The sequence below is a fragment of the Agrobacterium sp. MS2 genome, assembly GCF_003261015.1.
GTDB lineage: Bacteria > Pseudomonadota > Alphaproteobacteria > Rhizobiales > Rhizobiaceae > Agrobacterium > Agrobacterium pusense.
The window spans coordinates 42746-69491 of record NZ_QLNF01000005.1; the positions used below are offsets into that span (position 1 = coordinate 42746).

The window sequence follows — 26746 nt, forward strand, 5'->3', positions numbered from 1 at the left end:
CTTGCCGTGAGGGCAGGGTGGCATTCGTTTTACCGGATATCCGGTTTCAGCAGTGGAAGGGTATTGTCATGAACGATACGAAACCTTCGGTGCTCGGCACCATCGTAAGACTCATCGCCGATGTGGCCGCAGGCGCGGCCTGCGCCGGCATTCTCATCGTCGTGCTCCTCCAGGTCATTGGCCGCCTCATCGGCAGTCCTCTCCCCTGGACCGAGGAAGCGACCCGCTTTCTCTTCATCTGGATGGTGTTTCTGGGCCTCGCCGCCGGCTTCCGCACCGTTGAAAGCGCCCGTGTTGTGGTGTTTCTCGTGCTGTTTCACCGCTTCTTCCGGCGGCTCGCGGTGCCGATCTACGTCGGTTCATCCGCGTTCTTCTTCGGCATGATGGGCTGGACGGGCCTGACCATGGTGCGCCAGCAGGTCATGATGAACGAAACCGCCGCCACGCTTCCCATCCCGATGTGGACCATCGGCATCGTTCTGCCGGTTTCCGCCATCATCGCCGTGCTCGCCATCGTCGAATCGCTGCGCAGCCGCCGGGAGCTCATCGCGCTTCCCGAGCTTGGCCTGCCGGCGGACGAGATCGCACACGCCGACATCTCCATTTCAGCAGGACATTGATCCATGTCGGTCTTTCTTCTCGTCGCCTTTTTCGGTCTCAGCATGCTCGGTGTACCGCTTGCCATTGCGCTGGCGCTCGCCAGCGTCGGCACGCTCTGGCTCTTTACCTCCATGCCGATGGACCTGCTGTCGCAGACGATGTTCTCGTCCATGAACTCCTTCCTGCTCGTCGCCGTGCCGCTGTTCATCCTCGTCGGCACCGTCATGGAGCGGGGGCGTGTGGCGGAGCGCATTTTCGATTTCGCCGAGGCCATGGTGGGCTGGTTGCCCGGCGGCCTCGGTCACGTCAACGTCATCTCCTCGGTGATTTTTTCCGGTGTCTCCGGCTCGTCCGTCGCCGACATCGCCTCTGTCGGCGCCATCGAGATCAAGGCGATGGAGCGGCATGGCTTCCCGAAGGGTTATGCCGTCGGCATGACGCTTTGCACCTCCACGCTCTCCTCGATCATTCCGCCGTCGATCCTGATCGTCATTGCCGGCTCCATTGCCAACGTGTCCATCGGCACATTGCTGATCGCGGGCCTGGTGCCCGGCCTCTTCATCGCCTTCGCCTTCCTGGTCTTCAATCACTTCTATTCCGTGCACTACGGATATAACCCGCCGACCCCCTTCAACTTCCGTCTGGTTGTCATCACTGGACTTCGCGCCATCCTGCCGATGCTCACCCCGCTGATCCTCATCATCGGCATCGCCAGCGGCCTGTTCACGCCGACGGAAGCCGCTGCCATCGCGGTCGTTTATGTCGCGGTGCTCGGCGTCATCGTCTACCGCACGCTGCCGGTGCGCGAACTGCCGGAAATCCTCATCTCGACGGCACGCATTTCCGGAACCATCCTGTTCATCGCCGCCACTTCGCAGCTGGCTGCCTGGGTCTTCACCTTTGACGGCCTGCCGGAACAGGTCGCCGAACTCTTGAAGGCGATGAACCTCGGGCCGATGACGGGCATGCTCGTGATCTTCGTGTTCCTGCTGATCATCGGCATTTTCATGGAAGCGATCCCCGCCATGTTCATCCTCATTCCGGTATTGATGCCGCCGGTCGAAGCGCTCGGTATCGATCCGATCCATTTCCTGATCGTGACTGTCATGACGCTGACGCTCGGGCTGGTGACGCCGCCAGTCGGGGTCTGCCTGTTTGCCGCAGCCCAGGTCGCGAACATGAAGATCGAGGATGTCATCCGCGGTTCGCTGGCGCCGATGACGGTGCTGACGCTCGCCATATTTGCGCTGGTGCTTTTCCCGATCCTGACGCTTGGGCCGATAAGGCTGATGGGTCTCTACTGAGCCGAAACAGTACGCCTGAAAAACTCAGACAACGCGACGGTCACGCCACTCGTCGCGTTGTTTTCGCATCCACTCCAGGAAAAGCGTCACCTTTCGCTGCCGCAGGTGAGAATGCGGGCAAACGATCCATTGGGTAACGAGCTTGATGCGCGGTGCGTCGATGACGGGGCAGACAAGCGCCCCGGTGCTCAGTTCCCGTTCCATCATCAACGTGCTCTCCAGCGCGACGCCCAGACCGCCGGCCGCGGCGTCGATGGCCATATGGCTGCGGTCGAACAGCACGCGCCGCCATCTTTTGTCTGAATGCACGCCCGCCATCGGGAACCAGTGCGTCCACTGCGCCTGCGCCTTCACCGAATGAATGAGCCGCAGTTCGAGCAGATCGGCGGCCTGAAGGCTTCCGGTGGCGGCATAGTCCGGTGAGGACACCGGCAGGAATTCCTCTTCCACCAGCCCTTCCACGAAGAGGCCCGGCCAACGACCATCGCCGTGGCGCAGCTCCACATCGACGAGCTCCTGCGAAAAATCGGTCGGCTCGTTGGTGCCGTCCAAGCGCACTTCCAGTTCAGGATGCTCCTCCAGAAAGGAGCCGAGACGCGGCAGAAGCCATTTGTTGGAAATGGTCGGCGTCGCCCGGATCGTCAGTGCCGTGACGGAACGGAAACCGCGAATGCTGTCGGTCGCGTCGGATATCTGCTCAATCTGGGCGGTGATCATCGAAAAATAGCGCTCGCCCGCTTCCGTCAATGTCACCTTGCGGCCCGTCCGCGCCATCAGCGTCGTGCCGAGCTGGCCTTCCAGCAGCTGGATCTGCTGGGAAACGGCCGAAGGTGTCACGCTCAACTCTTCCGCCGCCCGGGAAATGCTGCCCGCCCTTGCCGCGGCGTGGAAAACGAGGATCGATTTTATCGGGATTTGCATGGGTAGGGCTTTGCTCAACGGAATACGGCGGTCACCCGAGTATCACAGGTGACCGCCGTGTTGAAAAGCGTTGAACGCGAGGCTTTTAGCGGTGGCTCGGCAGTTTCGGCAGGAAGACCGTCAAAAGGCCGAGCAGCGGCATGTAGGAGCAGATGCGGTAGACGAATTCAATGCCTTCCTTATCCGCATAGACCCCCAGAACCGCAGCCCCGATGCCGCCGAAACCGAAGGCGAAACCGAAGAACATGCCGGCGATGAGGCCGACGCGGCCCGGCACAAGCTCCTGCGCGAAAACGACGATGGCCGAGAAAGCGGAAGAGAAGACGAAGCCGATGACGACGACCAGAACGGCTGTCCAGAACAGCTTCGCATAGGGCAGCATCAACGCGAAGGGAATGACGCCGAGGATCGAGAACCAGATGACGACGCGCGAGCCGAAACGGTCACCGATCGGGCCGCCGAAGAACACGCCCAGTGCCGAAGCCCCGAGGAAGAGGAACAGCAGTACCTGCGCGTCCTGCACGCCAAGGCCGAACCTGTCGATTGTGTAGAAGGTGAAGTAGCTCGACAGGCTGGCGAGATAGGCATTCTTGGTGGCGGTCAGAACCACCAGCACCAGAAGCGTCATCATCACGGTTCCGCGTGAGAGCGGCAGGGCGCGGCTGGCCGGAGCCTTGCCGACGGTTGCGCGGCGGTGGCGGGTATACCAGACGCCGACCCAGGACAGCACGCCGAAGCCGAGGAGCGCAATCAGCGAGAACCAGCTGAGGCTCGACTGGCCCAATGGAATGACGATGAAGGCGGCGAGCAGCGGGCCGATGGCCGTGCCGGTATTCCCACCCACCTGGAAGAAGGACTGCGCCAGACCATGGCGGCCGCCGGATGCCAGGCGGGCAACGCGCGAGGCTTCGGGATGGAAGATCGCCGAGCCGATGCCGATGAGGCAGGCGCCAATCACCAGAACCTCGAAACTATGGGCAAAGGCGAGCGTGATGAGGCCGGCGCAGGTGGAGAGCATGGCCACGGGCAGGGAAAACGGCATGGGCCAACGGTCTGTCACCATGCCGACGACCGGCTGCAGCAGCGATGCCGTGACCTGAAAGGCGAAGGTAAGCAGTCCGATCTGTACGAAATCGAGCGCGTAATTGGCTTTCAGCAACGGGTAAAGCGACGTCAGCAGCGATTGCATGATGTCGTTCAGCATGTGGCAGAAGCTCGCGGCTGCGATGATTGAAAACGCCGTGCGTTGCGGGTTGAACCCGGTGCTGGTGACGGTGGCCATGAATTATCCTCTCCAGATCCCCGCCGATGAAACGGGAAACATGTCTTTATTTGCTCCCGCTTTTATTCATATTGTGTCTGGCCTGCATTTGTGTTCTGGACGAGTTTCTTTGTGAGTGGGCCAAATGGCAAAAATCAAATCGCGACAGACAGTCGGTGTGACGCTCGAGGAGCATGAGCGCAGCCTGAAATTGATCGACGGCACCAATGAGCCGGTGCTGGCGCTCCATCGCATCTATCCGACGGGGCATCGCACGCCGCCCCATAACCATAGTCGCGTGCAGATATGGTGCGCGCGCCGGGGGGTGGTGCTGGTCAGCACGGCGGATGGGCGCTGGATGATACCGCCGGGTCACGGGCTGCTCATTCCCGCCGGTCTGCAACATGAGGCCGAAGTCATCTCCAATGTCGAGATGCACTCCATCTACGTCCATCCCGATCTCTTCCAGGCAACGTCTCCAAGGGTCGTGGAAATAACAGATCTCGCCTCGAGCCTCATTTCCGAGTTGCTGGCCGAGGAACATCAGCCAGCTGCTTTTCACCGGCAGGGTCTCGTGCGCGCACTTTTGCTGGATGAAGTGAACCGCCTGCCGGAACGCCCTTTGGGTTTGCCATTTCCGGACAATCAGCGGCTGGCAGCGCTTTGCCGGGATTTCCTCAACAGGCCCGTGGCGCGGGTGGAGATCGATGACTGGGCGGCGGCCATGGGCATCAGCCGCCGGTCCTTTACGCGTCTGTTTCGCAAGGAACTGGGGGTGAGCTTCGCCACATGGCGTCAGCAGGCCTGCATCTTCGCCTCCCTGCCGCGGCTGGCGGCGGGGGAGGCCGTGACGAACGTGGCGCTGGATGCCGGTTATGAGAACATCCCCGCTTTTACAACGATGTTCCGGCGAATGCTGGGCAGCTCGCCCCGGGCTTATCGCCAGGCGGCGCGGCAGCGCAGCGCTGCTTTTCCCGATTTTGAAGAGATGGGTGGCTAAGAGTTGGGGTGCTCACTCAACCTCATCCCTGTGACGAGCACAGGAATGAGGAGGGTACCCTAAGCCGCCGCCGCCCGCATGTCGCGGCGGAAATCGGAAGGCGACATGCCTGATATCTGGCGGAATGCCTTGTTGAATGCGCTGACCGAGCCAAAACCGCTTTCCATGGCGATCTGCAGGATATTCTCCTTGCCCGTCATCAGCATGGCCTGCGCGCGCGAAAGACGGAGCAGGGTCAGATATTTGATCAGCGTCATGCCGGTGGATTTGCGGAACAGGTTCATCGCATACTTCGGGTGAAGCGCGGCGGCGCGGGCGATGTCGGTTGCGTCGATATCGTCGAGGAAATTGGCGGCAATGAAATCGCACATGCGTACCACGCCGATGGAGGGCGCCATGCCCTCATCATTCTCTCTGCGTTTGCCGCTGGCGGCGGAAGATATGACGGCGTATGGCTCGAGGAACATCCGCTCGACCCTGAGCAGCAATTCTTCCACCGCGTGCTGGGCTTTCGCCGGGTCGCCGGAGGTGACATAGCGAAACCAGCGGCCGAAATTTTCGGCGTCTGCCTTGTCCGTCTCAGCACTCACCATCGTCGCACCGCCCATCAGCAGGCTCGAAACGGTAGCGGGCAGGCGCATGCGGAAAAAGTGCACGAGCGGAAGATGCGCGCCGGCGTAAAACGAATCGTCGGAAGAGTGGTCCATCTGGTGCGGCTGGCCACCCCAGAAGATGCACATCTGGCCGGAATTAAGCGTAAGGTCATGATCGCCCATGCGATAATGCACCGATCCTGCCATCACGTAATTCACCTCCACCTGCGCGTGCCAGTGTGGCCTGAGCATGATGGGCGGGTGATTGTGAAAAAGCTGAAGGGTTGTCGGCATGCCTTCGATGCTGCTTGCACCCGGCTGGTAGAAGGCTCTTTCAGCAATCTTACTTTCCGCCAAATCGATGTTCCCTTTTTACGAGACAGATTTCCTGCCGCCGGTAATGTGCCCATGTTCGCTGAAGAACGGCAATTGAAAAAGGGAGGTTTTCAATGTGCTTGAAATTTCTTGGCGCGTCTACGGCCATGCTGCTTCTTGCAGCCCCGGCTTTCGCGCAAACCGAGACCGTCACCATCTGGAGCTGGAATGTCGCGGCTTCCGCGCTGAAATCCACGGTAGAGGGCTTCAACAAGCAGAATCCGGATATCAAGATCGTCGTTGAAGACCTTGGAAACAATCAGGTTTTTGACAAGACGCTGGCTGCGTGCGCTGCCGGGGGCGATGGGCTTCCAGATATCGTCACCATTGAAAATTTCGAAGCGGAACTGTTCTGGAGCCGTTTTCCCGATTGTTTCGCCAATCTGACCGAGCTTGGCTATACGCCTGAGAAGCAGGCGCTTTTCCCTGATTTCAAGCGCACGGAACTGGAGGTTGACGGTGTCGCCTATGCGGTTCCGTGGGACTCCGGCCCGGTAGCGGTTTTCTATCGCCGCGACTTCTATGAAAAGGCGGGCGTCGATCCGGCCACCATCAAGAGCTGGGATGATTTCATCGCCGCCGGCAAGAAGGTCATGGCTGCCAATCCCGGAACGGTCATGGCGCAGGCCGACTTCAACGGCGATAGCGAATGGTTCCGCATGATCGCCAATGAGCAGGGATGCGGTTACTTTTCGACCGATGGCCAGAACATTACCATCAACCAGCCCGCCTGTGTCGCGACCCTTGAAAAGGTCAAGGAAATGAAGGACGCCGGCATCATCACGGCGGCGATCTGGGATGAAAAGATCCAGGCGAATACCGCCGGCAAGGCCGCCAGCCAGATGTATGGCGCCTGGTACGAGGGCACGATCCGCTCCGGCTCGCCCGATCTCGCGAGCAAATGGGGCGTCTATCTGATGCCGAGCCTCACGCCTGACGGTCCGCATGCGGCCAATCTCGGCGGGTCTTCGCTGGCGATCAGTTCGACGTCCGAGCACAAGGAAGCCGCATGGAAATACATCGATTATGCGCTGACCACGAATGAGGGCCAGGTGACGATGCTGAAATCCTTCGGCCTCGTTCCCTCGCTGCTATCAGCCATCGACGATCCCTTCGTGAAGGAGAAGCACCCCTATTGGGGCGGGCAGGCGGTCTGGACCGATATTCTCGCCACGCTGCCGAAGATCGTTCCAAGCCGCGGCACGGCATTCCAGTCCGATGCGGATGCGATCTACAAGGCGACGCAGACGAAATATTTCGCAGGTGGCTATCCCGATGCGAAGGCTGCGCTCGATGATGCGGCAAAGCAGATCGAAACGGCCACGGGGCTGCCTGTCGCGCAGTAAGCCGGCGGCCCGGACCGAGCGGGTGCCACGGGCTTCTTCTCCCCGATGGGGAGAAGTCCGCGGCAGCGGGATGAGGGGGCAACGTTGGTGATAGATCGCGAGCTAACCCCCTCGTCCGACCCTTCGGGCCACCTTCTCCCCCTTGGGGAGAAGAAATAGGCCGCACCGCCTTGCAATGGTCTCGCCCTCGAAATCGGGCAGGCCTTCAAGCTTTTCCATTTATCCGGCCCTTGTCCGGCATCTGGAGGTCGTCATGCCGTCTAGGAACAGGATCGCTTATGCGTTCCTTGCGCCCTATCTCCTGATTTTCGCCACCTTCTGGGTCTGGCCGATCATCAGCTCGTTCATGCTGTCGTTCCAGAATACCCGCATTAACCCGTGGCGGTTTGCACCGTCCATGAACTGGGGGCGGCTCGTCTCCGATCCGGCATTTTATAACGCGCTTTACAATACGCTGATCATTCTGGTCATTCAGGTGCCGGTCATGATCGCGCTCGCCACCGTCATGGCGGTGCTCCTGAATTCGCCGCTGCTGAAAGCGCGGCCGCTCTATCGTTTTGCCTTCTTCGCGCCTGTCGTTGTCGGCGAGGTGGCCTATGCGGCGGTGTTCCGGCTGATGTTCAGCGCCGATTTTGGCATCATCAACAAGCTCATCACGTCAGTCGGCCTTGCGCCCATCTCGTGGTTCGACAATGCCAATGCGGCCATGGCGCTGGTCATCATCGCGGTGACCTGGCGCTGGGCGGGGTATAACGCCATCATCATTCTCGCCGGTCTGCAATCGATCCCCGGCGATGTCTATGAGGCGGCGACGCTGGACAAGGTGAGCAAGCGCCAGCAGTTTTTTCATATCACGCTGCCGCTCCTCAAGCCCATCATCCTGTTCTGCGTTGTCCTGTCGGTCATCGGCACCATGCAGCTCTTTGCCGAACCCTTCCTCATCACCAACAGGGGCGGGCCGGGCGGCGGCACGGAAACGCTGGGACTTTTCCTTTATCGGCAGGGCTTCACCTCGCTCAATTTCGGGTACGCCTCGGCCATCGCCTACACCATGGCGGCGCTCGCCATCGCCATTTCGCTGCTTAATCTCTGGGTCGGGAGGGAGCCGAAATGAGATCGAAATCGAGATCGCTTTTCTGGCAAAAGATCGCGCTGCACGCGGTGCTGACGCCACTTGCCGTCATCTGGCTGTTTCCGCTGTGGATGATGTTCGTGTTCTCGACCATGCCGGATTACGGCATCTTCAGCCCCGATATCGTTCTGGTGCCGTCCACCAACTTCATCGACAATTTCAACAACCTGCAGGCGGATACGAATTTCCTCAGGGCCATGTTCATCTCGATCACCGTCGCCTGCATCTACACCGTCCTTTCGGTCTTCCTGACGTCGATGGCGGGCTGGGCGCTGGCGCGGTACCGTTTTGCGGGACGCGGCGTGGTGATCGCCATCATTCTCGGCACCATCACCCTGCCGTTTGCAGTCGTCGTCATTCCGCAATTCATCATGGTGGCGCGGGAATTCAAGCTCGCCAATACCTGGGTGGCGCTGATCGTGCCGCCGCTCTTCAACTCGCTCGGCGTGCTGTTCATGCGGCAATCCTTCTCGATGATGCCGACGGAGCTTTTCGATGCCGCGCGGGTGGAAGGCGTCAAGGAATGGCAGATTTTTCTGCGCATTGCTTTGCCCTTGGCGCGGCCCACAATGGCGGCGCTCTCCATCATTCTCTTCCTGGCCTCGTGGAACAATTACCTCTGGCCGCTTCTCATCAATTCCCGCCCAGGAATGATGACCGCACCCGTGGCGCTTGGCACCCTTATCGGGCTCACCAAGGTGTCATGGGGCGGCATCATGGCCGGCGCGGTGCTGCTGACCGCACCCATTCTCGTGGTTTTCGTGGTCCTGCAGCGTCACTTCATCGCCGGCATTTCAGCCGGGGCAGTCAAGTAAGGGGAGGCCGCATGGCGGAACTTTCGCTCAAAAACGTGGTCAAGCGATACGGTGCGCTGGAGGTGATCCATGGCGCCAACCTTGAGGTGAAAGACGGGGAATTCGTCGTTTTTGTCGGCCCGTCCGGCTGCGGAAAATCCACGCTTCTCAGAATGATCGCGGGGCTGGAGGATATTTCCGGTGGCGATATCGTGATTGGCGGCAAGACGGTCAGTGATGCTGATCCGGCCGATCGTGGCATTGCCATGGTGTTCCAGTCCTATGCACTTTATCCGCATATGACGGTGGCCGAAAACCTCTCCTTCGGCCTCAGGATGAACGGCAACCCAAAGGCCGATACGGAAAAGCGGGTCAACCGCGCCGCCGAAATCCTGCAGATCAATGAACTGATGGATCGCCGGCCGAAACAGCTTTCCGGCGGCCAGCGGCAGCGTGTGGCCATCGGCCGGGCCATTGTGCGCGAGCCGCAGGCCTTCCTGTTCGACGAGCCTCTGTCCAACCTCGATGCGGAACTGCGGGTGCAGATGCGCGTCGAAATTTCGCGCCTGCACAAGCAACTCGGCACCACGATGATCTATGTGACGCATGACCAGACCGAGGCGATGACGCTGGCCGACAAGATCGTGGTCCTGCGGGCGGGCAATATCGAACAGGTGGGCGCGCCGCTCGATCTCTATGACGATCCCGCCAACCGCTTTGTCGCCGGCTTTGTCGGCTCGCCGAAGATGAACTTTCTCGACGCCACTGTCATCAGCGGCGGCGCCGACAGCGTCACGCTCGCCCTCGACAGCGATCCTGCGGTGCGGCTGACTTTGCCGATTAAAGAGCGCGTCAACCAGGGCGCCAGGGTCTCGCTCGGCATCCGGCCGGAGCATTTTGCCGATGCGGGCGGGGGCGATGCCGATCTCACCGTGCATGTCGATGTCGCCGAGCATCTCGGCAATACCAGCTATGTCTATGCCCGAACCGAAGGCGGCGAGCAGCTCATCATCGAGCGGCCGGAATCGCGTGATGTCGGCAATCGCGACCGGCTGACGGTCGGCCTTTCCGCCCGCCGCGCTTTCCTTTTCGACAGCAAGGGCGAACGCCTGCGCTGAACCCTTTCCCAAGCACCCAAGACCGATACGAAAGACGAGGATTTCATGACCACCGAACAACCGATCCGCTGGGGCATCATCGGCCCGGGCACCATCGCCAGAACCTTTGCTGACGGTATCGCCCTTTCCCGCACCGGCAGGCTTGAGGCCATCGCCACGCGCAATCCGGACAAGCCCGGTCTTGCCGAAGCCTTTGCCGGCGCGCGCATTGTGAAGGGTTACGATGCGCTGCTTGCCGATCCCGATATCGACGCGGTCTATATCGCCACGCCCCATACGGGCCATGCCGAGTGGGCAATCAAGGCAATCCGGGCGGGCAAAAACGTGCTGGTGGAAAAGCCGATCGCGATTTCCGCCTATGACGCCGACGCCATTTTCCATGAGGCGAAAAAGGCCGGCGTTTTTGCCGGTGAAGCCTATATGTATCGCCTGCATCCGCAGACGGCGAAATTGCTGGAACTGGTGAAAGCCCGCGCGGTGGGCGATATCCGCATCATCCGCTCCAGCTTCGGCTTCAACATGGGCTCGTTCCGGGCCGATCACCGGCTCTTCGCCAATGAAACCGCGGGCGGCGGCATTCTCGATGTCGGCGGTTATCCGGTTTCCATGGTGCGGATGATCGCAGGCGCTGTGGATGGAAAGCCTTTTGCGGAGCCCGAAAAAGTGGCGGGTGCTGCCCATCTCGGCCAGTCGGGCGTTGATGAATGGGCCTCGGCCGTGCTGAAATTCCCAAACGGCATCGTCGCCGAAGTCTCGTGCTCGATCATGGCGGCGCAGGACAATGTGCTGCGCATCATCGGTTCGGACGGCCGGATCGAGGTCAGGGATTTCTGGTTTGCCGCCGGCCACAAGGGCGGCACCGGGCGGATCGATATCATCAGGGGCGACAAGGTCGAAACCATCGAGCTGCCGGAGGATCGCTGGCTTTATTCCTTCGAGGTCGATGCGGCGGGCGAAGCAATTCGCCAGGGTAAAAAGGAATTCGATGCACCCGGCATGGCCTGGGCGGACAGCCTCGGCAACCTGCGCGTCATGGACCAGTGGCGCGCTTCCGTCGGGCTGGAATACAGCGTCGAAAAGGCGACGTCGCGCATCGCCAATATTGCCGGTGGCAAGGTCGTGGCCGGAAATACGGTCCCGAAGCGGCAGATACCGGGCCTTGCCAAACCCGCTTCGGTAGTCGCGCTCGGTTTCGAATTCTTCCCCAATTTCGCGTCCGCATCCCTGACGCTCGATGCCTTTTACGAGGCCGGCGGCAATCTCTTCGATACGGCCTATGTCTATGGCGGCGGCAAAACGGAGGCGATTTTCGGCGACTGGCACACCAGCCGCAACGTGCCGCGCGAAGAGATCGTGTTGATCGGCAAGGGTGCGCATTCGCCGCTCTGCTATCCCGATATGATCGCCAAACAGCTAGATCAGTCGCTGGAGCGTCTGAAGACGGATTACGTCGATGTTTATTTCATGCATCGCGATAATCTCGACATCCCGGTGGGCGAGTTCGTTGATGCCATGGATGCCGAGGTTCGGCGCGGGCGCATTCGCGGCATTTTCGGTGGCTCGAACTGGACGCGCGAACGCATGGATGAGGCCGCGGCTTACGCGCAGAAGAACGGCAAACAGGCCCCCGGCGCGCTTTCCAACAATTTCTCGCTTGCCGAAATGCTCGATCCCATCTGGGCGGGCTGCGTGGCGGCATCGGATCACGAATGGAAAGAATGGCTCAAATCCCGACAAATCCCCAATTTCGCCTGGTCCAGCCAGGGGCGCGGTTTCTTCACCGAGCGGGCAGGGCGGGACAAGCATGACGATGAGGAAATCGTCCGCGTCTGGTATTCCGACCGCAATTTCGTTCGTCGCGATCGGGCGATCGAGCTTGCGCAGAAACTCGGGCGCCACCCAATCCATATCGCTCTCGCTTATGTCATCGCCCAGCCTTTCCCGGTCATCCCGCTGATCGGGCCGCGTACGATTGCGGAGCTGGAGGATAGTCTTTCGGCGCTGGATATTGCGCTGACGGACGAGCAGGTGAAGTGGCTGGAGGCGTAAGAGTGGATTGAGGCTGCGGATTTATCTGCCGCCTCTTTCGGATAGGGCAAGCTGTTGCGGCATATTTCTTCTCCCCGCCGGGGAGAAGGTGGCCTGAAGGGTCGGATGAGGGGGGCTAGCTCTCCGGATATCTCTACCATTGCCCCCTCATCCCGCTGCCGCGGACTTCTCGACGGCGGGGAGAAGAAACAAGGGGCATCCGCTCGCTCCCACTGACGAATCTCAGGGTTGAGACATCATCTTCCACCTTCTTTCCTCTCCCGGTGACTGCTAAAGCGTAGGTTCACAAACCTGCCGCCAAACAATCACCGGAGTTCCCATGAGCGATATCGACCGAGGCCGCGCCCAGCAGCTGATGCGGGAGGCGGAGATTGATGCGCTGGTACTGTTCCAGCCTGAGGCCTTTCGTTATGCGGTTGGTGCGCCTGCCGGTGTTGCGACCATGTGGGGCAAAGCGGGTTCCGCAATTGCGCTGGTGCCTGCCGATGCCGGGGCAGGGCTGGCCGCCGTCGTCAGTGATCATGCCGCGCCGATCATCAGGAGGGCGGCACCTGATATCGATCTGCGCTGCCATCGCATCTGGATCGATTTGGTCGATCTTTCGGGTGTGGACACCATCGCGCAGGTGGATGCTGCCTATCGCCGCAACAATTCAGGTGGGCCGCGGCCGGAGACATTCGATCGTACCGCCTGCTTCGGCCTGCTCTCCGATCTGCTGCGGGAGCGCGGACTGTCCGCGGCGCGCATCGGTGCCGACCTTGAATTCATGCCCGCGGCCGATTTCCTAGCGCTGCGTCAGGCATTGCCCGAGGTGAACTGGGTTGATGGTTCGACGGTGCTGAAACGTCTGAGGGCGGTGAAATCTCAACGCGAGATTAACCTTCTCAGGCAGGCGTCAGCCGCAGCCGAGGCGGGGCTGGTCGAGATGGCAGCCGCCGTCCGACCGGGGGCAGCTCTTGGTCAACTCTCTACCGCCTGGAAATCCGGCGCGCAGGCATATGCCGCGAAATCCGGTTTTTCTTTGAGCGGGCATTGGGACTTCATTTCGGTCGGCCCGGCTTTGTCAGATATGACGGCAGCGGTCGCGCCGGGTGCGCTGATCAAGGCCGATGTGGGCACGCTGGTGGACGGTTATTCTTCGGATGGCGCGCGGACTTTTTCATGGGGGCCGGTTTCGCCTTTGGCGGGCGATATCTTCAAGGCTCTGGAAGCGGCCTTCGCCCGCGGGCTGGACGCGCTCCGCCCGGGCAATACATTCGGTGCAGTGCACGCCGCCATGCTGGCCTCGATGCGCAAGGACGGCTTCGGTGAATATTATCGCGGCCACTTCGGCCACTCCGTTGGTGGCAGCGTGGGTATCGAGGAATGGCCGTTCTTTTCCCACGACAATCCGGAAGTCATCCTTCCCGGCATGGTCGTCGCGCTCGAAGCGCCGTTTTATGGGGAAGGCGTGGGTGCGTTGATGATCGAGGACCAGTTCCTCGTCACCGCGTCTGGCGCAGAGTGCATGAACAGCCTGCCACGCACCCTGCGGGATTTATCTGCGGACTGATCGCCGGATCAGAGGAAATCGTCGCGGCGCGGCGTGAAGCAGTCGATCAGTTCGCCCTCTTCCAGACACAGGCAGCCATGCTCGATATGGCCGGGAATGACGAGGCTATCGCCCTTCTTGAGGTCGTAGGCCTCGCCATCACGGTAAAAGCGGAAGCTGCCGCTGGCGACATAGGTCGATTGTACATGCGGATGGCTGTGCAGCTTGCCTTCCGCGCCGGTCTTGAAACGGAACGATACCACCATCAGTTCGGGCGCTTCGGAAAGCACGGTGCGTTCTACGCCATCGTCGGGCGAAACAGTGGGGAAGGTCGGAAGCTGCTGCATATCTTTCTCCTCAGTCAATGCGGTTCAGGCGGCAATCTCAGCGCGGTGCGCGCAACATCGCGCGGTATCGCATCTGGCTGCTTTTCAGGTGGTTGCGCATGGCGCTTCGCGCCGCCTCCTCGTCGCCGTCCTGTATCGCGATCAGTATCGCCTCGTGCTCTCCCACCAGACGGCTGAGATCAGCGGGCGAAAGCACGGTCTCGGAGCCGTTTTCGGCCACGGCGCGGCGGGGAATGACGGTCGGGCCAAGCACCTGCAGAAACTCGCTGAAGCGGGGATTGTTGGTCGCTTCGGCAACGGCCAGATGGAAGGCGAAATCGGCCTCGGCCGTCGGGCTGCCCTTGGCGGCGCTGGCGCGGAAGGCGTCGAAGGCCTCGATGATCTTTTCTTCCTGCGCCGGCGAACGGCGGATCGCAGCAAGGCCCGCGGCATCGCCTTCCACCGCGGTGCGCAGTTCCAGCATTTCGATCAGCGAGGAGACGCGGGCCAGATCGACATTATGGAAAGGCCGCCGTTCGACCGGGGCGGGCTCCAGTACGAAGACACCGGCCCCCTGACGCGGTTCGACGAGACCGTCTGAGCGCAGGGAGGCAATCGCCTCGCGCACAACGGTTCGGCTCACGCCGAATTCCTGTGTCATCTGCGCTTCCGATGGCAGGCGGTCGCCAGTCTTGTAACGGCCCTTGGCGATCTGGCTGCGGAGTTCCTCCGAAACCTTCACCACAAGCGTTTTGGCCTGTGGCGCTGCCGGTTCGGAGGTCGTCGTTCTTGTCATCTTCGTCGCCGTTCTAAAAATATCGGTTGCGTCTACCGTTCCTCGATACGTTATTCGCGGCCCGGCTTGCAATCCCACCGCCTGCCGGGAACGTTCCCTGCCGCTTTTCACGTCGCCTTGAAGATCGGGTTGTCGACGAAAACACCGCCCTGAAACCGCACCATGGCATCGCCGGGGTCGGGTTTCGGCGTTGTCTCGGCAATGTGCCGCCGGAAGGCCTCCGCATTGTCTTTGGGTTTCCATCCGAGAAAACCGAGATGCGAATTGTCCCACCAGCCGGCGTCATTGGCAGACGCACCCCATACAACGGGGCAGCCGAGGAACGGTGCCCGAAATACCGCTTCGATCAGCGATACGAAATCGTCGTGCGAGAACCAGGTGGACAACATGCGATAATTGGTGGGTTCCGGGGTGCAGGAACCGATGCGCACAAGCGCCGTCTCCTGCCCGAACTTCTCGAAATACATGCGGGCCAGGTTTTCGCCAAAACACTTGGAGACGCCGTAAAGCCCGTCCGGTCGGAAGGGGGCGTCGGGGCCAAGACGCTCCGTCTGGGGATAATAACCGATCGTGTGGTTGGAACTGGCAAAAACGATCCGCGGCTGTCCATGGGCGCGGGCGGCTTCATAGAGATTATAAAGCCCGATGATGTTGCCTTGAACGATCTGTTCGAACGGCTTTTCCACCGATATGCCGCCAAGGTGGATAATCCCGTCGCAACCAGCGACCATGGCATCCACGGCATTTGCGTCCGCCAGGTCGCACTGCACGCATTCCTCGTTCGGGCCTGCCGGGTCTAGCGGAGCAAGATCGGCGAGGCGCAATATCTCGGCCACCGGTGCGAGGCGTTCGCGCATGACGCGGCCGAGCTGACCTGCCGCACCGGTAACAAGAAGCCGTTTCATCGCAATTCTCCATCAGCATTATACGTCATCGACGCAGTCAGATATGGCAGCGCCTCTTGACCTTGTCATACAGATCGTACAAAAAGCGGATAACATATATTATGTGCCATACGCAACAATCATGAAGGATGAGTTTGATGCTGACCGTCGAAACAAGGCAGGCCGTGAACCCGGAATATGCAAAAACGCTGGATACCGAAGGTCTCCGCCGGCATTTCCTCGCCAGCGACATGTTCCGTTCCGGTGAAATCAGGCTGATCTACACCCATTACGACCGCTTCGTGATGGGCGGCGCCGTGCCTGACGGAAAGCCGCTGACGCTCGACAAGGTGGAGGAAACCAGGACGCCTTCCTTCCTCGATCGGCGTGAAATGGGCATCGTCAACATCGGTGAGGCGGGCACGGTCAGCGCCGGCGGCGAAACCTACACGCTGAACCGCGGTGACGTGCTTTATCTCGGTGCCGGCAGCGGCGCGGTGACCTTCGACGGCGCCGGGCGATTCTACATCACCTCGTGCCCGGCGCATCGCAGCCTGCCGGCGAAGCTGGTGACGCTGGCGAACAGCAAGGAGGTCAAGCTTGGTGCAACCGAAACCTCCAACAAGCGCACCATCAACCAGTTCATCCATCCGCTGGTCATGGAAAGCTGCCAGCTGGTGCTGGGATATACGACACTGGAGGACGGCTCGGTCTGGAACACTATTCCCTCGCATATTCATGACCGTCGCATGGAGGCCTATCTCTATTTCGGCATGGATGAAAAGTCGCGCGTGCTGCACCTGATGGGCGAGCCGCAGGAGACCCGCCACCTGTTCATTTCAAATGAAGAAGGCGCGATTTCCCCGCCCTGGTCCATTCATTCCGGTGCGGGCATCGGCTCCTACACCTTCATCTGGGCCATGGCCGGCGACAATGTCGACTATACCGACATGGACTTCATTCAGCCGGGAGACCTGAAATGAGGAACCCCTTTTCGCTTCAGGGGCGCAAGGCGCTCGTCACCGGCGCGAATACGGGGCTCGGCCAGGCGATTGCGGTGGGTCTCGCCGCTGCCGGTGCGGACGTCGTCTGCGCCGCCCGTCGTGCGCCGGATGAAACGCTTGCCATCATCGCGAGGGACGGCGGCAAGGCCAGCGCATTGTCTATCGACTTTGCCGATCCGCTGGCGGCAAAAGACAGTTTTGCCGGTGCCGGTTTCGACATTCTCGTCAACAATGCCGGCATCATCCGCCGTGCCGATTCCGTTGAATTTTCCGAGCTGGACTGGGACGAGGTGATGGACGTCAACCTCAAGGCGCTGTTTTTCACCACACAGGCCTTTGCAAAGGAGCTGCTGGCGAACGGCCACCCCGGCAAGGTCGTCAATATCGCCTCGCTCCTGTCGTTCCAGGGGGGTATTCGTGTGCCGTCCTATACGGCTGCAAAACATGGCGTCGCCGGTCTCACCAAGCTTCTGGCAAATGAGTGGGCGGCGAAGGGCATCAATGTGAATGCGATTGCGCCGGGTTACATCGAAACAAACAATACAGAGGCGCTGCGCGCGGATGCGGCCCGCAACAGGGCCATTCTCGAGCGCATTCCGGCTGGCCGCTGGGGTCATTCAGACGATATAGCCGGGGCGGCGGTTTTCCTTGCTTCGCCGGCGGCGGATTATGTGCATGGCGCCATTCTCAATGTCGATGGCGGCTGGCTGGCGCGCTGAGCCGCGCCCGCTTGTAAAATTTATCATATAACTTGTATGATGAATTGTTGACAAATATACGGCAAGTGGTTTAGGTGACTTTCAGTCATTGAACTTCAAAGGAATACCGATCATGAACCCTGAACAAATCAAAACGGCTCTCGGCTCCGGCCTTCTGTCTTTCCCGGTCACCCATTTCGATTCCGAGGGCCGTTTCGCTGCCGACAGCTACAGGGCCCATGTCGAATGGCTTGCCGGTTACAAGGCGCCGGTGCTGTTTGCCGCAGGCGGCACCGGCGAGTTCTTTTCGTTGAAGCCGGATGAGATTCCGACCATCGTTTCCGCCGCCAAGGAAGTCGCCGGCGAAACCGCCATCGTTTCCGGCTGCGGTTACGGCACTGAAATTGCGGTCGATATCGCCCGCTCCGTCGAAAAGGTCGGCGCCGATGGCATCCTGCTTCTGCCGCATTACCTCATCGATGCGCCGCAGGAAGGGCTTTACGCCCATATCAAGAAGGTGTGTCAGTCGGTCGGCATCGGTGTCATGGTCTATAACCGTGACAACTCGGTTCTTCAGGCCGATACGCTGGCGCGGCTGTGCGACGAGTGCCCGAACCTTGTCGGCTTCAAGGACGGCACCGGCGATATCGGCCTCGTTCGCCAGATCACCGCCAAGATGGGGGACCGCCTGATGTATCTCGGCGGAATGCCAACCGCGGAACTGTTTGCCGAAGCCTATCTCGGCGCCGGTTTCACCACCTATTCCTCGGCCGTATTCAACTTCGTGCCCGGCCTTGCCAACGAGTTCTACGCGGCGCTGCGCGCCGGCGAGCGCGCCACCTGCGAGCGCATTCTTGTCGATTTCTTCTATCCGTTCATGGCGATCCGCAACCGCGCCAAGGGTTATGCCGTCTCCGCCATCAAGGCCGGCGTCCGCCTGCAGGGCTTCGATGCCGGTCCGGTGCGTGCGCCGCTGAAGGACCTCACGAATGAGGAAATCGGCATGCTCGAAGCGCTGATCGGCACGCACAAGCGCAAAGCCTGATCACGGCATAACGGGAGGGGAGCCATGAAAATCACGGCAGTGCGCACGCATCTGCTCGAACATCGTCTGGACACGCCGTTCGAAAGCGCCTCCATGCGTTTCGACCGGCGGGCCCATGTTCTGGTGGAAATCGAATGCGACGACGGGACCGTCGGCTGGGGCGAATGCCTCGGCCCGGCGCGGCCGAACGCCGCCGTGGTCCAGGCTTATTCCGGCTGGCTCATCGGCCAGGACCCTCGCCAGACCGAAAAAATCTGGGCCGTGCTTTATAATGCCCTGCGCGATCAGGGCCAGCGCGGCCTCAGTCTTACGGCCCTGTCCGGCATCGATATCGCGTTGTGGGACATCAAGGGCAAGCATTACGGTGCTTCCATCTCGATGCTGCTCGGCGGGCGCTGGCGCGAGAGCGTACGCGCCTATGCCACCGGCAGCTTCAAGCGTGATGGTGTCGACCGCGTTTCAGACAATGCGTCCGAAATGGCGGAGCGCCGCGCTGACGGCTTCCACGCCTGCAAGATCAAGATCGGCTTCGGCATCGAGGAGGACCTCAGGGTCATAGCCGCGGTTCGAGAGGCGATCGGGCCTGACATGCGGCTGATGATCGATGCCAATCACGGTTATACGGTCGCCGAAGCCGTCACGCTTGGCAACCGCGCCGCCGACTATGGCATCGACTGGTTCGAGGAGCCGGTGGTTCCCGAACAGCTCGATGCCTATCAGCGTGTACGGGCAGGGCAGCCGATCCCGGTTGCGGGCGGCGAGACCTGGCACGGGCGTCACGGCATGTGGCAGGCGCTTTCCGCCGGTGCCGTGGATATTCTCCAGCCCGATCTCTGCGGATGCGGCGGCTTTTCGGAAACGCAGAAGATTGCCACGCTTGCCACGCTGCACGGCGTGCGCATCGTGCCGCATGTCTGGGGCACCGGCGTACAGATCGCAGCCGCGCTGCAATTCATGGCGGCGATGACGCCTGATCCGGTGCGGGTCAATCCCATCGAACCGATCATGGAATTTGACCGCACCCATAATCCGTTCCGTCAGGCGGTTCTCAGTGAACCTCTCGAAGCGGTGAACGGTATCGTCGCCATTCCCGATGGTCCCGGTCTCGGCATTGAGATCAACCGGGATGCACTCGTTGAATTCAGGATGCCAGACCCATGAGTGAACTCGTCAGAAAGCTGAGCGGCACCGCGCCGAGACCCGCTTTCCCGAAAGGCGCGGTCGATACGCAGATGCACATGTATCTGCCCGGATATCCCGCCTTGCCGGGTGGCCCCGGCCTTCCGCCGGGCGCCCTGCCGGGACCGGAGGATTATCGTCGCCTCATGCAATGGCTCGGCATAGACCGGGTCATCATCACGCAGGGTAACGCCCATCAGCGAGACAATGGCAATACGCTGGCCTGTGTTGCCGAGATGGGCGAGGCGGCGTGCGCGGTCGTCATCATCGATGCCACCACGAGCGAAAAGGACATGGAGAAGCTTGCCGCCGCGGGTGCGGTCGGCGCGCGTATCATGGATCTGCCGGGTGGCGCGGTGAACCTTTCCGAACTGGAAGCGGTGGACGAGCGGGCGCATGCGGCCGACTGGATGGTGGCGGTACAGTTCGACGGAAACGGTCTTCTCGACCATCTGCCGCGTCTTCAGAAAATCCGCTCGCGCTGGGTGTTCGATCATCACGGCAAGTTCTTCAAGGGCATCAAAACCGATGGGCCGGAAATGGCGGCGCTTCTGAAACTCATCGACGGCGGCAATCTGTGGTTCAAATTCGCCGGCGTTTATGAAAGCTCCCGCGAAAGCTGGCCGTACGAGGATGTCGCCGCCTTTTCGCGGGTGATAGCCGCCCATGCGCCGGAACGCATCGTCTGGGGCACCAACTGGCCGCATAATTCCGTGCGCGAAACAGCGGTATACCCTGATGATGCCCGTCTTGCGGAACTCACACTCGGCTGGCTGCCGGACGATAGCGCGCGCCGTCGGGCGCTGGTGGAAAACCCCGAAGAGCTGTTCAAGCTGTCGCCGGTCAAGGCGGCCTAATTTCATCCGGGATGGTTGGGGAAGGGAGGCCCCATCATCCTTTTCACATGAAAGGTCTTTGCATGCCGGCCCGGATGGGCGTGAAAAATCGGCCCGACAAGCCTTGGAGGGGCTGGGCCGTTTCAACAATGGAGGAGGAAAGCATGAAAAAGATTGCAAGCATGATGTGCGTCGCGATGGGGATCGCGCTGTCAGGCGTTTCCGCCATGGCGCAGGAAATCACCCTGCGTTCGGCCGATATTCATCCGGACGGTTATCCCACGGTCGAAGCCGTGAAATATATGGGCGAGCTTCTGGCCGAGCGGACCAATGGCCGTATCAAGATACAGGTCATGAACAATTCCGTTCTTGGCGGTGAAAAGGACACCATCGAGCAGACCCGCTTCGGCGTCATCGACATGAACCGCGTCAATGCCGCGCCTTTCAACAATCTGGTCAAGGAAACCACCGTTCTTGGTCTGCCTTTCCTGTTCCGCTCGACGGAGCACATGCACAATACGGTCGACGGTCCGATTGGTGATGAGGTTCTGGCTGCTTTCGAACCGCACGGTCTCGTCGGTCTCGCCTTTTACGATTCCGGCGCCCGATCCTTCTACACCACCAAAAAGCCCATCGAAAAGCTGGCGGATCTGAAGGGGCTCAAAATCCGTGTCCAGCAGTCGGACCTGTGGATTTCGATGATGCAGGCCTTCGGCGCCAACCCGACGCCGATGCCGATGGGCGAGGTCTATTCCTCACTTGAAACCGGTGTCGTCGACGGTGCCGAAAACAACTGGCCATCCTACGAATCCGCCCGTCATTATGAGGTGGCAAAGAACTATTCTCTGACCGAACATTCTCTGAACCCGGAAATCCTCGTCATTTCGAAGATCTCCTGGGACAAGCTCTCCCCGGAAGACCAGACGCTGCTGCGCCAGGCGGCCAAGGATTCGGTCGGCAAGATGCGCGAACTGTGGAGCGCCCGCGAAAAGGCATCGGAAGAAAAGGTCGGGGCCGGCGGGGTCAATGTCATCAAGGTCAACAAGGAGGAATTCGCCGCCGCGATGGGTCCGGTCTACGACAAGTTCGTCACCGATCCGAAGATGAAGGACCTTCTGGAACGGGTGAAAGCGGTCAAGTAACGCGTGGGAAACCGGCCTTGGAAACAGGGCCGGTTTTCTTTTGTCGCCGTTGATGCGGAAGGAACAGACAATGCGACACTTCATGCGGGCCATCCGCCCTTTTCTCGGCGCGCTTAGCCACGCGTCCCTTTATATTGCCGGTATCGGCATGATCGCCATGACGCTTATCGTCGGCTGGCAGGTCTTTGCGCGGTATATTCTCAACGATTCACCCAGCTGGTCTGAGCCGCTGTCGCTGCATCTCATGTCGTGGTTCATCATGCTCGGCGCCGCCGTCGGCGTGCGCGAGAGCGTGCATCTGGGGCTCGATATTCTGCGCTACATGATGCCGCCGCGCGTGCAGAAGGGCATGGACCTGACAAGCCTTGCGCTGATCTTCTTCTTCGGTGCCGGCATGGCCTGGTATGGCACCTCGCTTGCCATGGGGACATGGACGGCGACGATCCCGGTTCTCGGCTGGCCGGGCGGGACGGATTTCTTTCCGCTGATCGGCGGCGGTTTCCTTATCGCGCTGTTTGCTGCCGAACGTTTCGTCGATCTTTCCATCGGCGAGGAAATCGCTGCAGACGTGATCGTGCAGGAGGCCGCATAAATGGCTTACACCATTCTCTTCGGGGTGTTCACCCTGCTGATGCTGATCGGAACGCCGATCGCGTTCTGCCTCGGCATCGCGTCCTTCGCCACGGTTCTTTATCTCGGCCTGCCGCCCATCGTGGTGTTCCAGCAGATGAATTCCGGCATGAATGTCTTCGCGATGATGGCGATACCGTTCTTCATCTTCGCCGGTGACCTGATGGTGCGCGGCGGCATCGCCCACCGCCTCATCCGCTTCGCGGCAGGCCTCGTGGGGCACCTGCGCGGCGGTCTCGGTCAGGTCAACATCGTGGCTTCGACACTTTTCGGCGGCATTTCCGGCTCGGCCGTGGCCGATGCCTCTGCGGTGGGCGGGCTGATGATCCCGCAGATGGCAAAACGCGGTTACGACAGGGATTACGCCGTCAATGTCACCGTCAACGCCGCCATCATTGCGCTGATGATCCCGCCCTCGCACAACATGATCCTCTATTCGATCGCGGCGGGCGGCAATGTTTCTGTGGCAGATCTCTTCACCGCCGGTATCATTCCGGGCCTGTTGCTTGCCGCAGCGCTGATGGTGACGGCCTATATCGTCGCCCGGCGCAAGGGCTATCCGTCCGAGCCGTTCCCCGGTTTCTCGAAGCTGATGTATTATCTGCTGGCGTCTTTCCCCGGCATCCTGCTGATCGGCATCATCTTCGGCGGCGTGCGTTCGGGCATCTTCACCGCGACGGAGAGTTCCTGCATCGCCGTGCTCTATGCCTTCCTCGTCGCCATGCTGGTCTATCGCGAACTCAACTGGGACGGCTTCGTGGAAGCGGTGATGGGTGCTGTCCGCACCACGGCCATGGTGCTGCTGGTCATCGGCACGGCGGCGTCCTTCGGCTGGCTGATGGCCTTTCTGCAGGTGCAGACGTTGATGATTGCCGCAATCAGCGCGATTTCGGACAACCCGATCATCGTGCTGCTTGTCATCAACATCATCCTGCTGCTGCTCGGCACCTTCATGGACATGGCGCCGATGGTCATCATTTCCACGCCGGTGCTTCTGCCTGTCGTAAAGGCCTTCGGCATCGACCCCGTGCATTTCGGCGTGGTGATGATCCTGAACGCCGGCATCGGTCTCAATACGCCGCCGGTCGGAACGGTGCTCTTCGTCGGCTGCGCGGTGGGCGGCATATCGATACGGGAGGCAATGCGGACGATCTGGCCGTTCTTCGGCGCCAGCATCGCCGTGCTGCTTGCTGTCACCTATATTCCGTCACTATCCCTGTGGTTGCCGTCACTGTTCCGGTAATTCCAGCGCTTTCAAACGAGGAGGCCCCGTTATGCCGGGGCCTTTTCCGTCTCGTCGGCAAGCAGCCTTTGCTGCTCATGCTCGTCAAATGCCATCAGGTTGCCGTGCCGGCTGCGGCGTATCCGGTTCATATGGTCACGCGGGCTTAATCCCAATGTCCGCTTGAACATGCGCGAGAAATAATAGGGGTCGCCATAACCCACCTCGGCCGCCGCTGCCGAGACCGAAAGTCCGGCCTCGAGAAAATGCATGGCGCGTTCCATGCGTTTGAACTCCTGATATTTGCGCGGCGTCCGTCCCACCCGCTTCTGGAATTCCCGCAGGAAATAATCGCGATTATAGGGCGCCGCATCGGTGGCCCGCCCGGCAATGTCGGGGTCCAACGGATTGGCGGAAATCATCGTGATCGCCTTCATCACCGCAAGGTCGAGGCCTTCCGTACCCTCCGGCTGAAAACTCGGGCGGTCGACCCAACCCAGAAACGCGTCATCGATGAAGGCGATCAGAAGCACCATGAAGAGATGATGTTGACCCAGAGTGACGGAGGAAGGAGGCGCGCTCTGCCGGTAGTGGCGCACCAGCGGCTCCAGAAGCGACCAGCGGCTCAGCCGCAGTTTCGGTTTCAGGTCCATCTGCGCGATCAGGTTGTGGCGGCCGTAAATATCGAGCGTGAAATGCTGCGCCACGCCGCGATAGGTCACGGCCTGCTCGTTCCACCCCACAAAGCGTTGCCCTCGGAAAATAAGCATGGCGTCACCGGGCTCCAGTACCCTTGCTTCGCCATCAACGAGATAGTGCCCGCGCCCCTCCAGGCAGATGATGAGATCGTCCACCGGATTGGATTTGTCGATCTGCCAGGTGCGCGAATGCTCCATTTTGATCGTCGCGCGCGTCAGGTTGAGGTTGAGCGCCGCAGGCGGAACGGATGACAGAATGCCACCTTCGATTTCGTCCATCTTTTTCCTCGTCTTTGTTAATTCACCTTGGCGCTGAAATTTGGTTTTGTCACCGCATAAATTGCTTTTACGCGCCGTATCAATGAGGGAGGAGATCGGTCGCGGCGAGGAAATACGCTTTATTGCGCCCGCCGCTGGCCGTTCCGGGAGAATCACTTGTACGAAATTGTATTCTGTCAGTCGCGTTCCGCCGGGACGCGGGGAGGAGCATCATGAAATCTCAGCGCTTCCTGGGGCTGGGATATCTGACGCCTTACATCATCGGGCTTTTGGTCTTCACGGCCATTCCGTTTCTTGGCTCGCTCTATCTCAGTTTCACCCGTTACGACTTGATGAGCGATCCCAGCTGGGCAGGGCTTGCCAATTACGAGCGGCTGTTCACCCGCGACCGCACCTTCATGAAATCCCTGAACGTCACCCTGTTCTACGTGTTTCTGACGGTGCCGCTGAAGCTTGCCTTCGCGCTGTTCATCGCGGCAATACTCAATTACAAGCTGCAATTCATCAACTTTTTCCGCACCGCCTTTTACGTGCCGTCCATCCTCGGCGGCTCGATCGCGATTGCGGTTCTGTGGCGCTATATCTTCGCCAGCGAAGGCCTTGCCAATATGGCGCTTGCCGCCGTGGGACTGTCGCCGGTGGACTGGTTCGGAGATCCGGGCAATGCGCTTTTCACCATCACGCTGCTGCGCTGCTGGCAGTTCGGTTCGGCCATGGTGATCTTCCTTGCGGCCCTGCAATCCATCGACAAATCGCTTTACGAAGCGGCCGCCATCGATGGTGCCGGCAAGGTGAGGACCTTCTTCTTCATCACCCTGCCGCTTCTGACGCCGGTGATCTTTTTCAACCTCATCATGCAGATGGTGCAGGCATTCCAGGAGTTCAACGGCCCTTACATCATCACCCAGGGCGGGCCGCTGAAGTCCACCTATCTCCTGCCTCTTTATATCTACGACGAGGCCTTCAAGAAGTTCAACATGGGCTATGCCTCTGCAATCGCCTGGGTGCTCTTCACCATCATCACCGTGCTGACCCTCGTGGCCTTCTGGTCCTCGAAGAAGTGGGTCTATTACGCCGGCGACAAGCGGAACTGATGCCATGACCGATATCGCAACCCTAAACGACATGCAGGCGGCCCGCCGGGCGCGGCTCAGGCTGCTTTCCACCTCGGTCCGCTACGTGCTTCTCTTCGCGGTCGGACTCGTCATGCTCTACCCGCTGATCTGGCTGGTGGGCGCAAGCTTCAAGACCAATTCGGAAATCTTCTCCGGTGCCGGTTTCATCCCGGAAAACCCGACGCTGGATGGCTATATCCGCGGCTGGGAAACCTCGACGCCCTACACCTTCGGCCGGTTCTTCTGGAACTCGTTCCTGATCATCCTGCCGAAGGTCATCGGCACGGCGATTTCCTGCACCATGGCGGCCTATGCCTTTGCCCGCTTCGATTTTCCGCTGAAGAAGATCCTGTTCGGCTCGGTCATCGCCATTCTGCTGCTGCCCAATGTCGTCACCCGCATTCCGCAATATATCCTGTTTCGGGATCTCGGCTGGCTGGACAGTTTCCTGCCGCTCTGGGTGCCCTCGGCTTTCGCCGGTGATGCCTTCTTTGTCTTCATGCTGGTACAGTTCCTGCGCTCGCTGCCCTCGGACATGGAAGAGGCCGCCCGGGTGGACGGCGCCAACAGCCTGCAGACACTGGTCTACATCGTCGTGCCGATGCTGGCGCCGGCGCTGATCTCGGTCTGCCTGTTCCAGTTCATGTGGACGATGAACGACTTTCTCGGGCCGCTGATCTACCTGTCCTCGGTCGACAAATATCCGGTGAGCCTGGCGCTCAAACTCTCCATCGACACTACCGAAGCCTTTGAATGGAACCGCATCCTGGCGATGTCGGTGCTGACGATCGCGCCTGCGCTGATCGTGTTCTTCGCGGCGCAACGGTATTTCATTGAAGGGATCTCGTCTGGCGGGGTCAAGGGCTGA

The 26746-nt window shown here is 60.4% G+C and carries 26 protein-coding genes; 19 read left to right on the plus strand and 7 right to left on the minus strand.

Annotated elements, in window-relative coordinates; all coding sequences use genetic code 11:
* Positions 1 to 68 precede the first annotated feature (68 nt).
* Together DOU54_RS01110 and DOU54_RS01115 are read left to right on the plus strand one after the other, a co-directional pair.
* Positions 69 to 620 carry a TRAP transporter small permease gene (locus DOU54_RS01110; protein ID WP_113730259.1) on the plus strand — a complete coding sequence of 184 codons (552 nt, stop codon included), beginning with the start codon at positions 69 to 71 and terminating at the stop codon, positions 618 to 620.
* A 3-nt stretch (positions 621 to 623) separates the two neighbouring features.
* Positions 624 to 1904, plus strand: a complete 1281-nt coding sequence (locus tag DOU54_RS01115; RefSeq protein WP_004445017.1) for a TRAP transporter large permease — start codon at positions 624 to 626, stop codon at positions 1902 to 1904.
* A gap of 24 nt (positions 1905 to 1928) precedes the next feature.
* On the opposite strand, the gene DOU54_RS01120 is transcribed toward DOU54_RS01115, so the two are convergent.
* Complete coding sequence (locus tag DOU54_RS01120) at positions 1929 to 2825, minus strand: LysR substrate-binding domain-containing protein (RefSeq protein ID WP_006700384.1); 897 nt, start codon at positions 2823 to 2825, stop codon at positions 1929 to 1931.
* An 85-nt stretch (positions 2826 to 2910) separates the two neighbouring features.
* Positions 2911 to 4107 carry an MFS transporter gene (locus DOU54_RS01125; protein ID WP_113730261.1) on the minus strand — a complete coding sequence of 399 codons (1197 nt, stop codon included), beginning with the start codon at positions 4105 to 4107 and terminating at the stop codon, positions 2911 to 2913.
* A 124-nt stretch (positions 4108 to 4231) separates the two neighbouring features.
* Between DOU54_RS01125 and DOU54_RS01130 the strand changes: the two genes are divergently transcribed.
* Positions 4232 to 5086, plus strand: a complete 855-nt coding sequence (locus tag DOU54_RS01130) for an AraC family transcriptional regulator (protein WP_004445008.1) — start codon at positions 4232 to 4234, stop codon at positions 5084 to 5086.
* A gap of 59 nt (positions 5087 to 5145) precedes the next feature.
* Here DOU54_RS01130 and DOU54_RS01135 read toward each other — a convergent pair whose 3' ends face one another.
* Entirely contained in the window at positions 5146 to 6042 is an 897-nt protein-coding gene (locus DOU54_RS01135; protein WP_193603282.1) for a helix-turn-helix domain-containing protein, read from the minus strand.
* An 86-nt stretch (positions 6043 to 6128) separates the two neighbouring features.
* Between DOU54_RS01135 and DOU54_RS01140 the strand changes: the two genes are divergently transcribed.
* From DOU54_RS01140 to DOU54_RS01165, 6 genes are all read left to right on the plus strand, one after another.
* Positions 6129 to 7400, plus strand: coding sequence for an ABC transporter substrate-binding protein (locus DOU54_RS01140; protein ID WP_113730265.1), 1272 nt, complete (start codon positions 6129 to 6131; stop codon positions 7398 to 7400).
* A gap of 253 nt (positions 7401 to 7653) precedes the next feature.
* Complete coding sequence (locus tag DOU54_RS01145) at positions 7654 to 8514, plus strand: carbohydrate ABC transporter permease (RefSeq protein ID WP_022562661.1); 861 nt, start codon at positions 7654 to 7656, stop codon at positions 8512 to 8514.
* Positions 8511 to 9347 (plus strand): carbohydrate ABC transporter permease, encoded by an 837-nt coding sequence (locus tag DOU54_RS01150; protein WP_034496635.1) that lies wholly within the window; start codon positions 8511 to 8513, stop codon positions 9345 to 9347. The genes DOU54_RS01145 and DOU54_RS01150 overlap by 4 nt, the downstream gene beginning before the upstream one ends.
* 11 nt (positions 9348 to 9358) lie before the next feature.
* A complete protein-coding gene (locus DOU54_RS01155) occupies positions 9359 to 10444 on the plus strand; it encodes an ABC transporter ATP-binding protein (protein ID WP_113730267.1) in 1086 nt (361 codons plus the stop codon).
* Positions 10445 to 10489: 45 nt separating this feature from the next.
* On the plus strand, positions 10490 to 12493 hold the full coding sequence (locus tag DOU54_RS01160; RefSeq protein ID WP_113730270.1) for an aldo/keto reductase: 2004 nt from the start codon (positions 10490 to 10492) through the stop codon (positions 12491 to 12493).
* A gap of 319 nt (positions 12494 to 12812) precedes the next feature.
* Positions 12813 to 14045, plus strand: a complete 1233-nt coding sequence (locus DOU54_RS01165) for a M24 family metallopeptidase (protein ID WP_113730271.1) — start codon at positions 12813 to 12815, stop codon at positions 14043 to 14045.
* Positions 14046 to 14053: 8 nt separating this feature from the next.
* Here DOU54_RS01165 and DOU54_RS01170 read toward each other — a convergent pair whose 3' ends face one another.
* From DOU54_RS01170 to DOU54_RS01180, 3 genes are all read right to left on the minus strand, one after another.
* On the minus strand, positions 14054 to 14371 hold the full coding sequence (locus DOU54_RS01170) for a cupin domain-containing protein (protein ID WP_006700391.1): 318 nt from the start codon (positions 14369 to 14371) through the stop codon (positions 14054 to 14056).
* A 37-nt stretch (positions 14372 to 14408) separates the two neighbouring features.
* Positions 14409 to 15146 (minus strand): FadR/GntR family transcriptional regulator, encoded by a 738-nt coding sequence (locus DOU54_RS01175; RefSeq protein ID WP_004444990.1) that lies wholly within the window; start codon positions 15144 to 15146, stop codon positions 14409 to 14411.
* 107 nt (positions 15147 to 15253) lie between these two features.
* Entirely contained in the window at positions 15254 to 16051 is a 798-nt protein-coding gene (locus DOU54_RS01180; RefSeq protein WP_113730273.1) for an NAD-dependent epimerase/dehydratase family protein, read from the minus strand.
* A gap of 137 nt (positions 16052 to 16188) precedes the next feature.
* Here DOU54_RS01180 and kduI point away from each other — a divergent pair, with 137 nt between their 5' ends.
* The 8 genes from kduI to DOU54_RS01220 all read left to right on the plus strand — a co-directional run bounded on the left by kduI (position 16189) and on the right by DOU54_RS01220 (position 23807).
* Positions 16189 to 17013: a 5-dehydro-4-deoxy-D-glucuronate isomerase gene (gene kduI, locus DOU54_RS01185; RefSeq protein ID WP_006700393.1), complete on the plus strand. Its 825-nt coding sequence runs from the start codon at positions 16189 to 16191 to the stop codon at positions 17011 to 17013.
* Positions 17010 to 17753: a 2-dehydro-3-deoxy-D-gluconate 5-dehydrogenase KduD gene (gene kduD, locus DOU54_RS01190; RefSeq protein ID WP_113730274.1), complete on the plus strand. Its 744-nt coding sequence runs from the start codon at positions 17010 to 17012 to the stop codon at positions 17751 to 17753. Before kduI ends, kduD begins: the two co-directional genes overlap by 4 nt.
* Before the next feature lie 112 nt (positions 17754 to 17865).
* Complete coding sequence (gene kdgD, locus DOU54_RS01195) at positions 17866 to 18777, plus strand: 5-dehydro-4-deoxyglucarate dehydratase (RefSeq protein ID WP_004444985.1); 912 nt, start codon at positions 17866 to 17868, stop codon at positions 18775 to 18777.
* A gap of 24 nt (positions 18778 to 18801) precedes the next feature.
* Complete coding sequence (locus DOU54_RS01200; protein WP_113730276.1) at positions 18802 to 19938, plus strand: D-galactarolactone cycloisomerase; 1137 nt, start codon at positions 18802 to 18804, stop codon at positions 19936 to 19938.
* The gene (locus DOU54_RS01205) at positions 19935 to 20813 is read left to right on the plus strand and encodes a D-galactarolactone isomerase (RefSeq protein WP_113730277.1); all 879 of its coding nucleotides are present in this window, start codon (positions 19935 to 19937) and stop codon (positions 20811 to 20813) included. Before DOU54_RS01200 ends, DOU54_RS01205 begins: the two co-directional genes overlap by 4 nt.
* A gap of 143 nt (positions 20814 to 20956) precedes the next feature.
* Entirely contained in the window at positions 20957 to 21934 is a 978-nt protein-coding gene (locus tag DOU54_RS01210) for a TRAP transporter substrate-binding protein (RefSeq protein ID WP_113730333.1), read from the plus strand.
* Positions 21935 to 22004: 70 nt separating this feature from the next.
* Positions 22005 to 22526: a TRAP transporter small permease gene (locus tag DOU54_RS01215; RefSeq protein WP_022562649.1), complete on the plus strand. Its 522-nt coding sequence runs from the start codon at positions 22005 to 22007 to the stop codon at positions 22524 to 22526.
* A complete protein-coding gene (locus DOU54_RS01220; protein WP_004444979.1) occupies positions 22527 to 23807 on the plus strand; it encodes a TRAP transporter large permease in 1281 nt (426 codons plus the stop codon). It abuts the gene before it with no gap.
* Positions 23808 to 23836: 29 nt separating this feature from the next.
* Here DOU54_RS01220 and DOU54_RS01225 read toward each other — a convergent pair whose 3' ends face one another.
* Positions 23837 to 24763, minus strand: a complete 927-nt coding sequence (locus DOU54_RS01225) for a helix-turn-helix domain-containing protein (RefSeq protein WP_004444978.1) — start codon at positions 24761 to 24763, stop codon at positions 23837 to 23839.
* Positions 24764 to 24975: 212 nt separating this feature from the next.
* On the opposite strand from DOU54_RS01225, the gene DOU54_RS01230 reads away from it, so the two are divergent.
* Both DOU54_RS01230 and DOU54_RS01235 read left to right on the plus strand, forming a co-directional pair.
* On the plus strand, positions 24976 to 25857 hold the full coding sequence (locus DOU54_RS01230) for a carbohydrate ABC transporter permease (protein ID WP_004444977.1): 882 nt from the start codon (positions 24976 to 24978) through the stop codon (positions 25855 to 25857).
* 4 nt (positions 25858 to 25861) lie between these two features.
* On the plus strand, positions 25862 to 26746 hold the full coding sequence (locus tag DOU54_RS01235) for a carbohydrate ABC transporter permease (RefSeq protein ID WP_004444975.1): 885 nt from the start codon (positions 25862 to 25864) through the stop codon (positions 26744 to 26746).

What these genes read in the sequence shown, in the direction of transcription:
- DOU54_RS01200 (WP_113730276.1), top strand. Translation starts at nt 18,802, where the DNA reads ATGAAAATCACGGCAGTGCGCACGCATCTGCTCGAACATCGTCTGGAC.
- DOU54_RS01235 (WP_004444975.1), top strand. Translation starts at nt 25,862, where the DNA reads ATGACCGATATCGCAACCCTAAACGACATGCAGGCGGCCCGCCGGGCG.
- DOU54_RS01125 (WP_113730261.1), bottom strand. Translation starts at nt 4,107, where the DNA reads ATGGCCACCGTCACCAGCACCGGGTTCAACCCGCAACGCACGGCGTTT.
- kdgD (WP_004444985.1), top strand. Translation starts at nt 17,866, where the DNA reads ATGAACCCTGAACAAATCAAAACGGCTCTCGGCTCCGGCCTTCTGTCT.
- DOU54_RS01130 (WP_004445008.1), top strand. Translation starts at nt 4,232, where the DNA reads ATGGCAAAAATCAAATCGCGACAGACAGTCGGTGTGACGCTCGAGGAG.
- kduI (WP_006700393.1), top strand. Translation starts at nt 16,189, where the DNA reads ATGCTGACCGTCGAAACAAGGCAGGCCGTGAACCCGGAATATGCAAAA.
- DOU54_RS01170 (WP_006700391.1), bottom strand. Translation starts at nt 14,371, where the DNA reads ATGCAGCAGCTTCCGACCTTCCCCACTGTTTCGCCCGACGATGGCGTA.
- kduD (WP_113730274.1), top strand. Translation starts at nt 17,010, where the DNA reads ATGAGGAACCCCTTTTCGCTTCAGGGGCGCAAGGCGCTCGTCACCGGC.
- DOU54_RS01145 (WP_022562661.1), top strand. Translation starts at nt 7,654, where the DNA reads ATGCCGTCTAGGAACAGGATCGCTTATGCGTTCCTTGCGCCCTATCTC.
- DOU54_RS01215 (WP_022562649.1), top strand. Translation starts at nt 22,005, where the DNA reads ATGCGACACTTCATGCGGGCCATCCGCCCTTTTCTCGGCGCGCTTAGC.
- DOU54_RS01205 (WP_113730277.1), top strand. Translation starts at nt 19,935, where the DNA reads ATGAGTGAACTCGTCAGAAAGCTGAGCGGCACCGCGCCGAGACCCGCT.
- DOU54_RS01180 (WP_113730273.1), bottom strand. Translation starts at nt 16,051, where the DNA reads ATGAAACGGCTTCTTGTTACCGGTGCGGCAGGTCAGCTCGGCCGCGTC.
- DOU54_RS01225 (WP_004444978.1), bottom strand. Translation starts at nt 24,763, where the DNA reads ATGGACGAAATCGAAGGTGGCATTCTGTCATCCGTTCCGCCTGCGGCG.
- DOU54_RS01120 (WP_006700384.1), bottom strand. Translation starts at nt 2,825, where the DNA reads ATGCAAATCCCGATAAAATCGATCCTCGTTTTCCACGCCGCGGCAAGG.
- DOU54_RS01155 (WP_113730267.1), top strand. Translation starts at nt 9,359, where the DNA reads ATGGCGGAACTTTCGCTCAAAAACGTGGTCAAGCGATACGGTGCGCTG.
- DOU54_RS01160 (WP_113730270.1), top strand. Translation starts at nt 10,490, where the DNA reads ATGACCACCGAACAACCGATCCGCTGGGGCATCATCGGCCCGGGCACC.
- DOU54_RS01150 (WP_034496635.1), top strand. Translation starts at nt 8,511, where the DNA reads ATGAGATCGAAATCGAGATCGCTTTTCTGGCAAAAGATCGCGCTGCAC.
- DOU54_RS01230 (WP_004444977.1), top strand. Translation starts at nt 24,976, where the DNA reads ATGAAATCTCAGCGCTTCCTGGGGCTGGGATATCTGACGCCTTACATC.
- DOU54_RS01165 (WP_113730271.1), top strand. Translation starts at nt 12,813, where the DNA reads ATGAGCGATATCGACCGAGGCCGCGCCCAGCAGCTGATGCGGGAGGCG.
- DOU54_RS01220 (WP_004444979.1), top strand. Translation starts at nt 22,527, where the DNA reads ATGGCTTACACCATTCTCTTCGGGGTGTTCACCCTGCTGATGCTGATC.
- DOU54_RS01210 (WP_113730333.1), top strand. Translation starts at nt 20,957, where the DNA reads ATGAAAAAGATTGCAAGCATGATGTGCGTCGCGATGGGGATCGCGCTG.
- DOU54_RS01140 (WP_113730265.1), top strand. Translation starts at nt 6,129, where the DNA reads ATGTGCTTGAAATTTCTTGGCGCGTCTACGGCCATGCTGCTTCTTGCA.
- DOU54_RS01115 (WP_004445017.1), top strand. Translation starts at nt 624, where the DNA reads ATGTCGGTCTTTCTTCTCGTCGCCTTTTTCGGTCTCAGCATGCTCGGT.
- DOU54_RS01175 (WP_004444990.1), bottom strand. Translation starts at nt 15,146, where the DNA reads ATGACAAGAACGACGACCTCCGAACCGGCAGCGCCACAGGCCAAAACG.
- DOU54_RS01110 (WP_113730259.1), top strand. Translation starts at nt 69, where the DNA reads ATGAACGATACGAAACCTTCGGTGCTCGGCACCATCGTAAGACTCATC.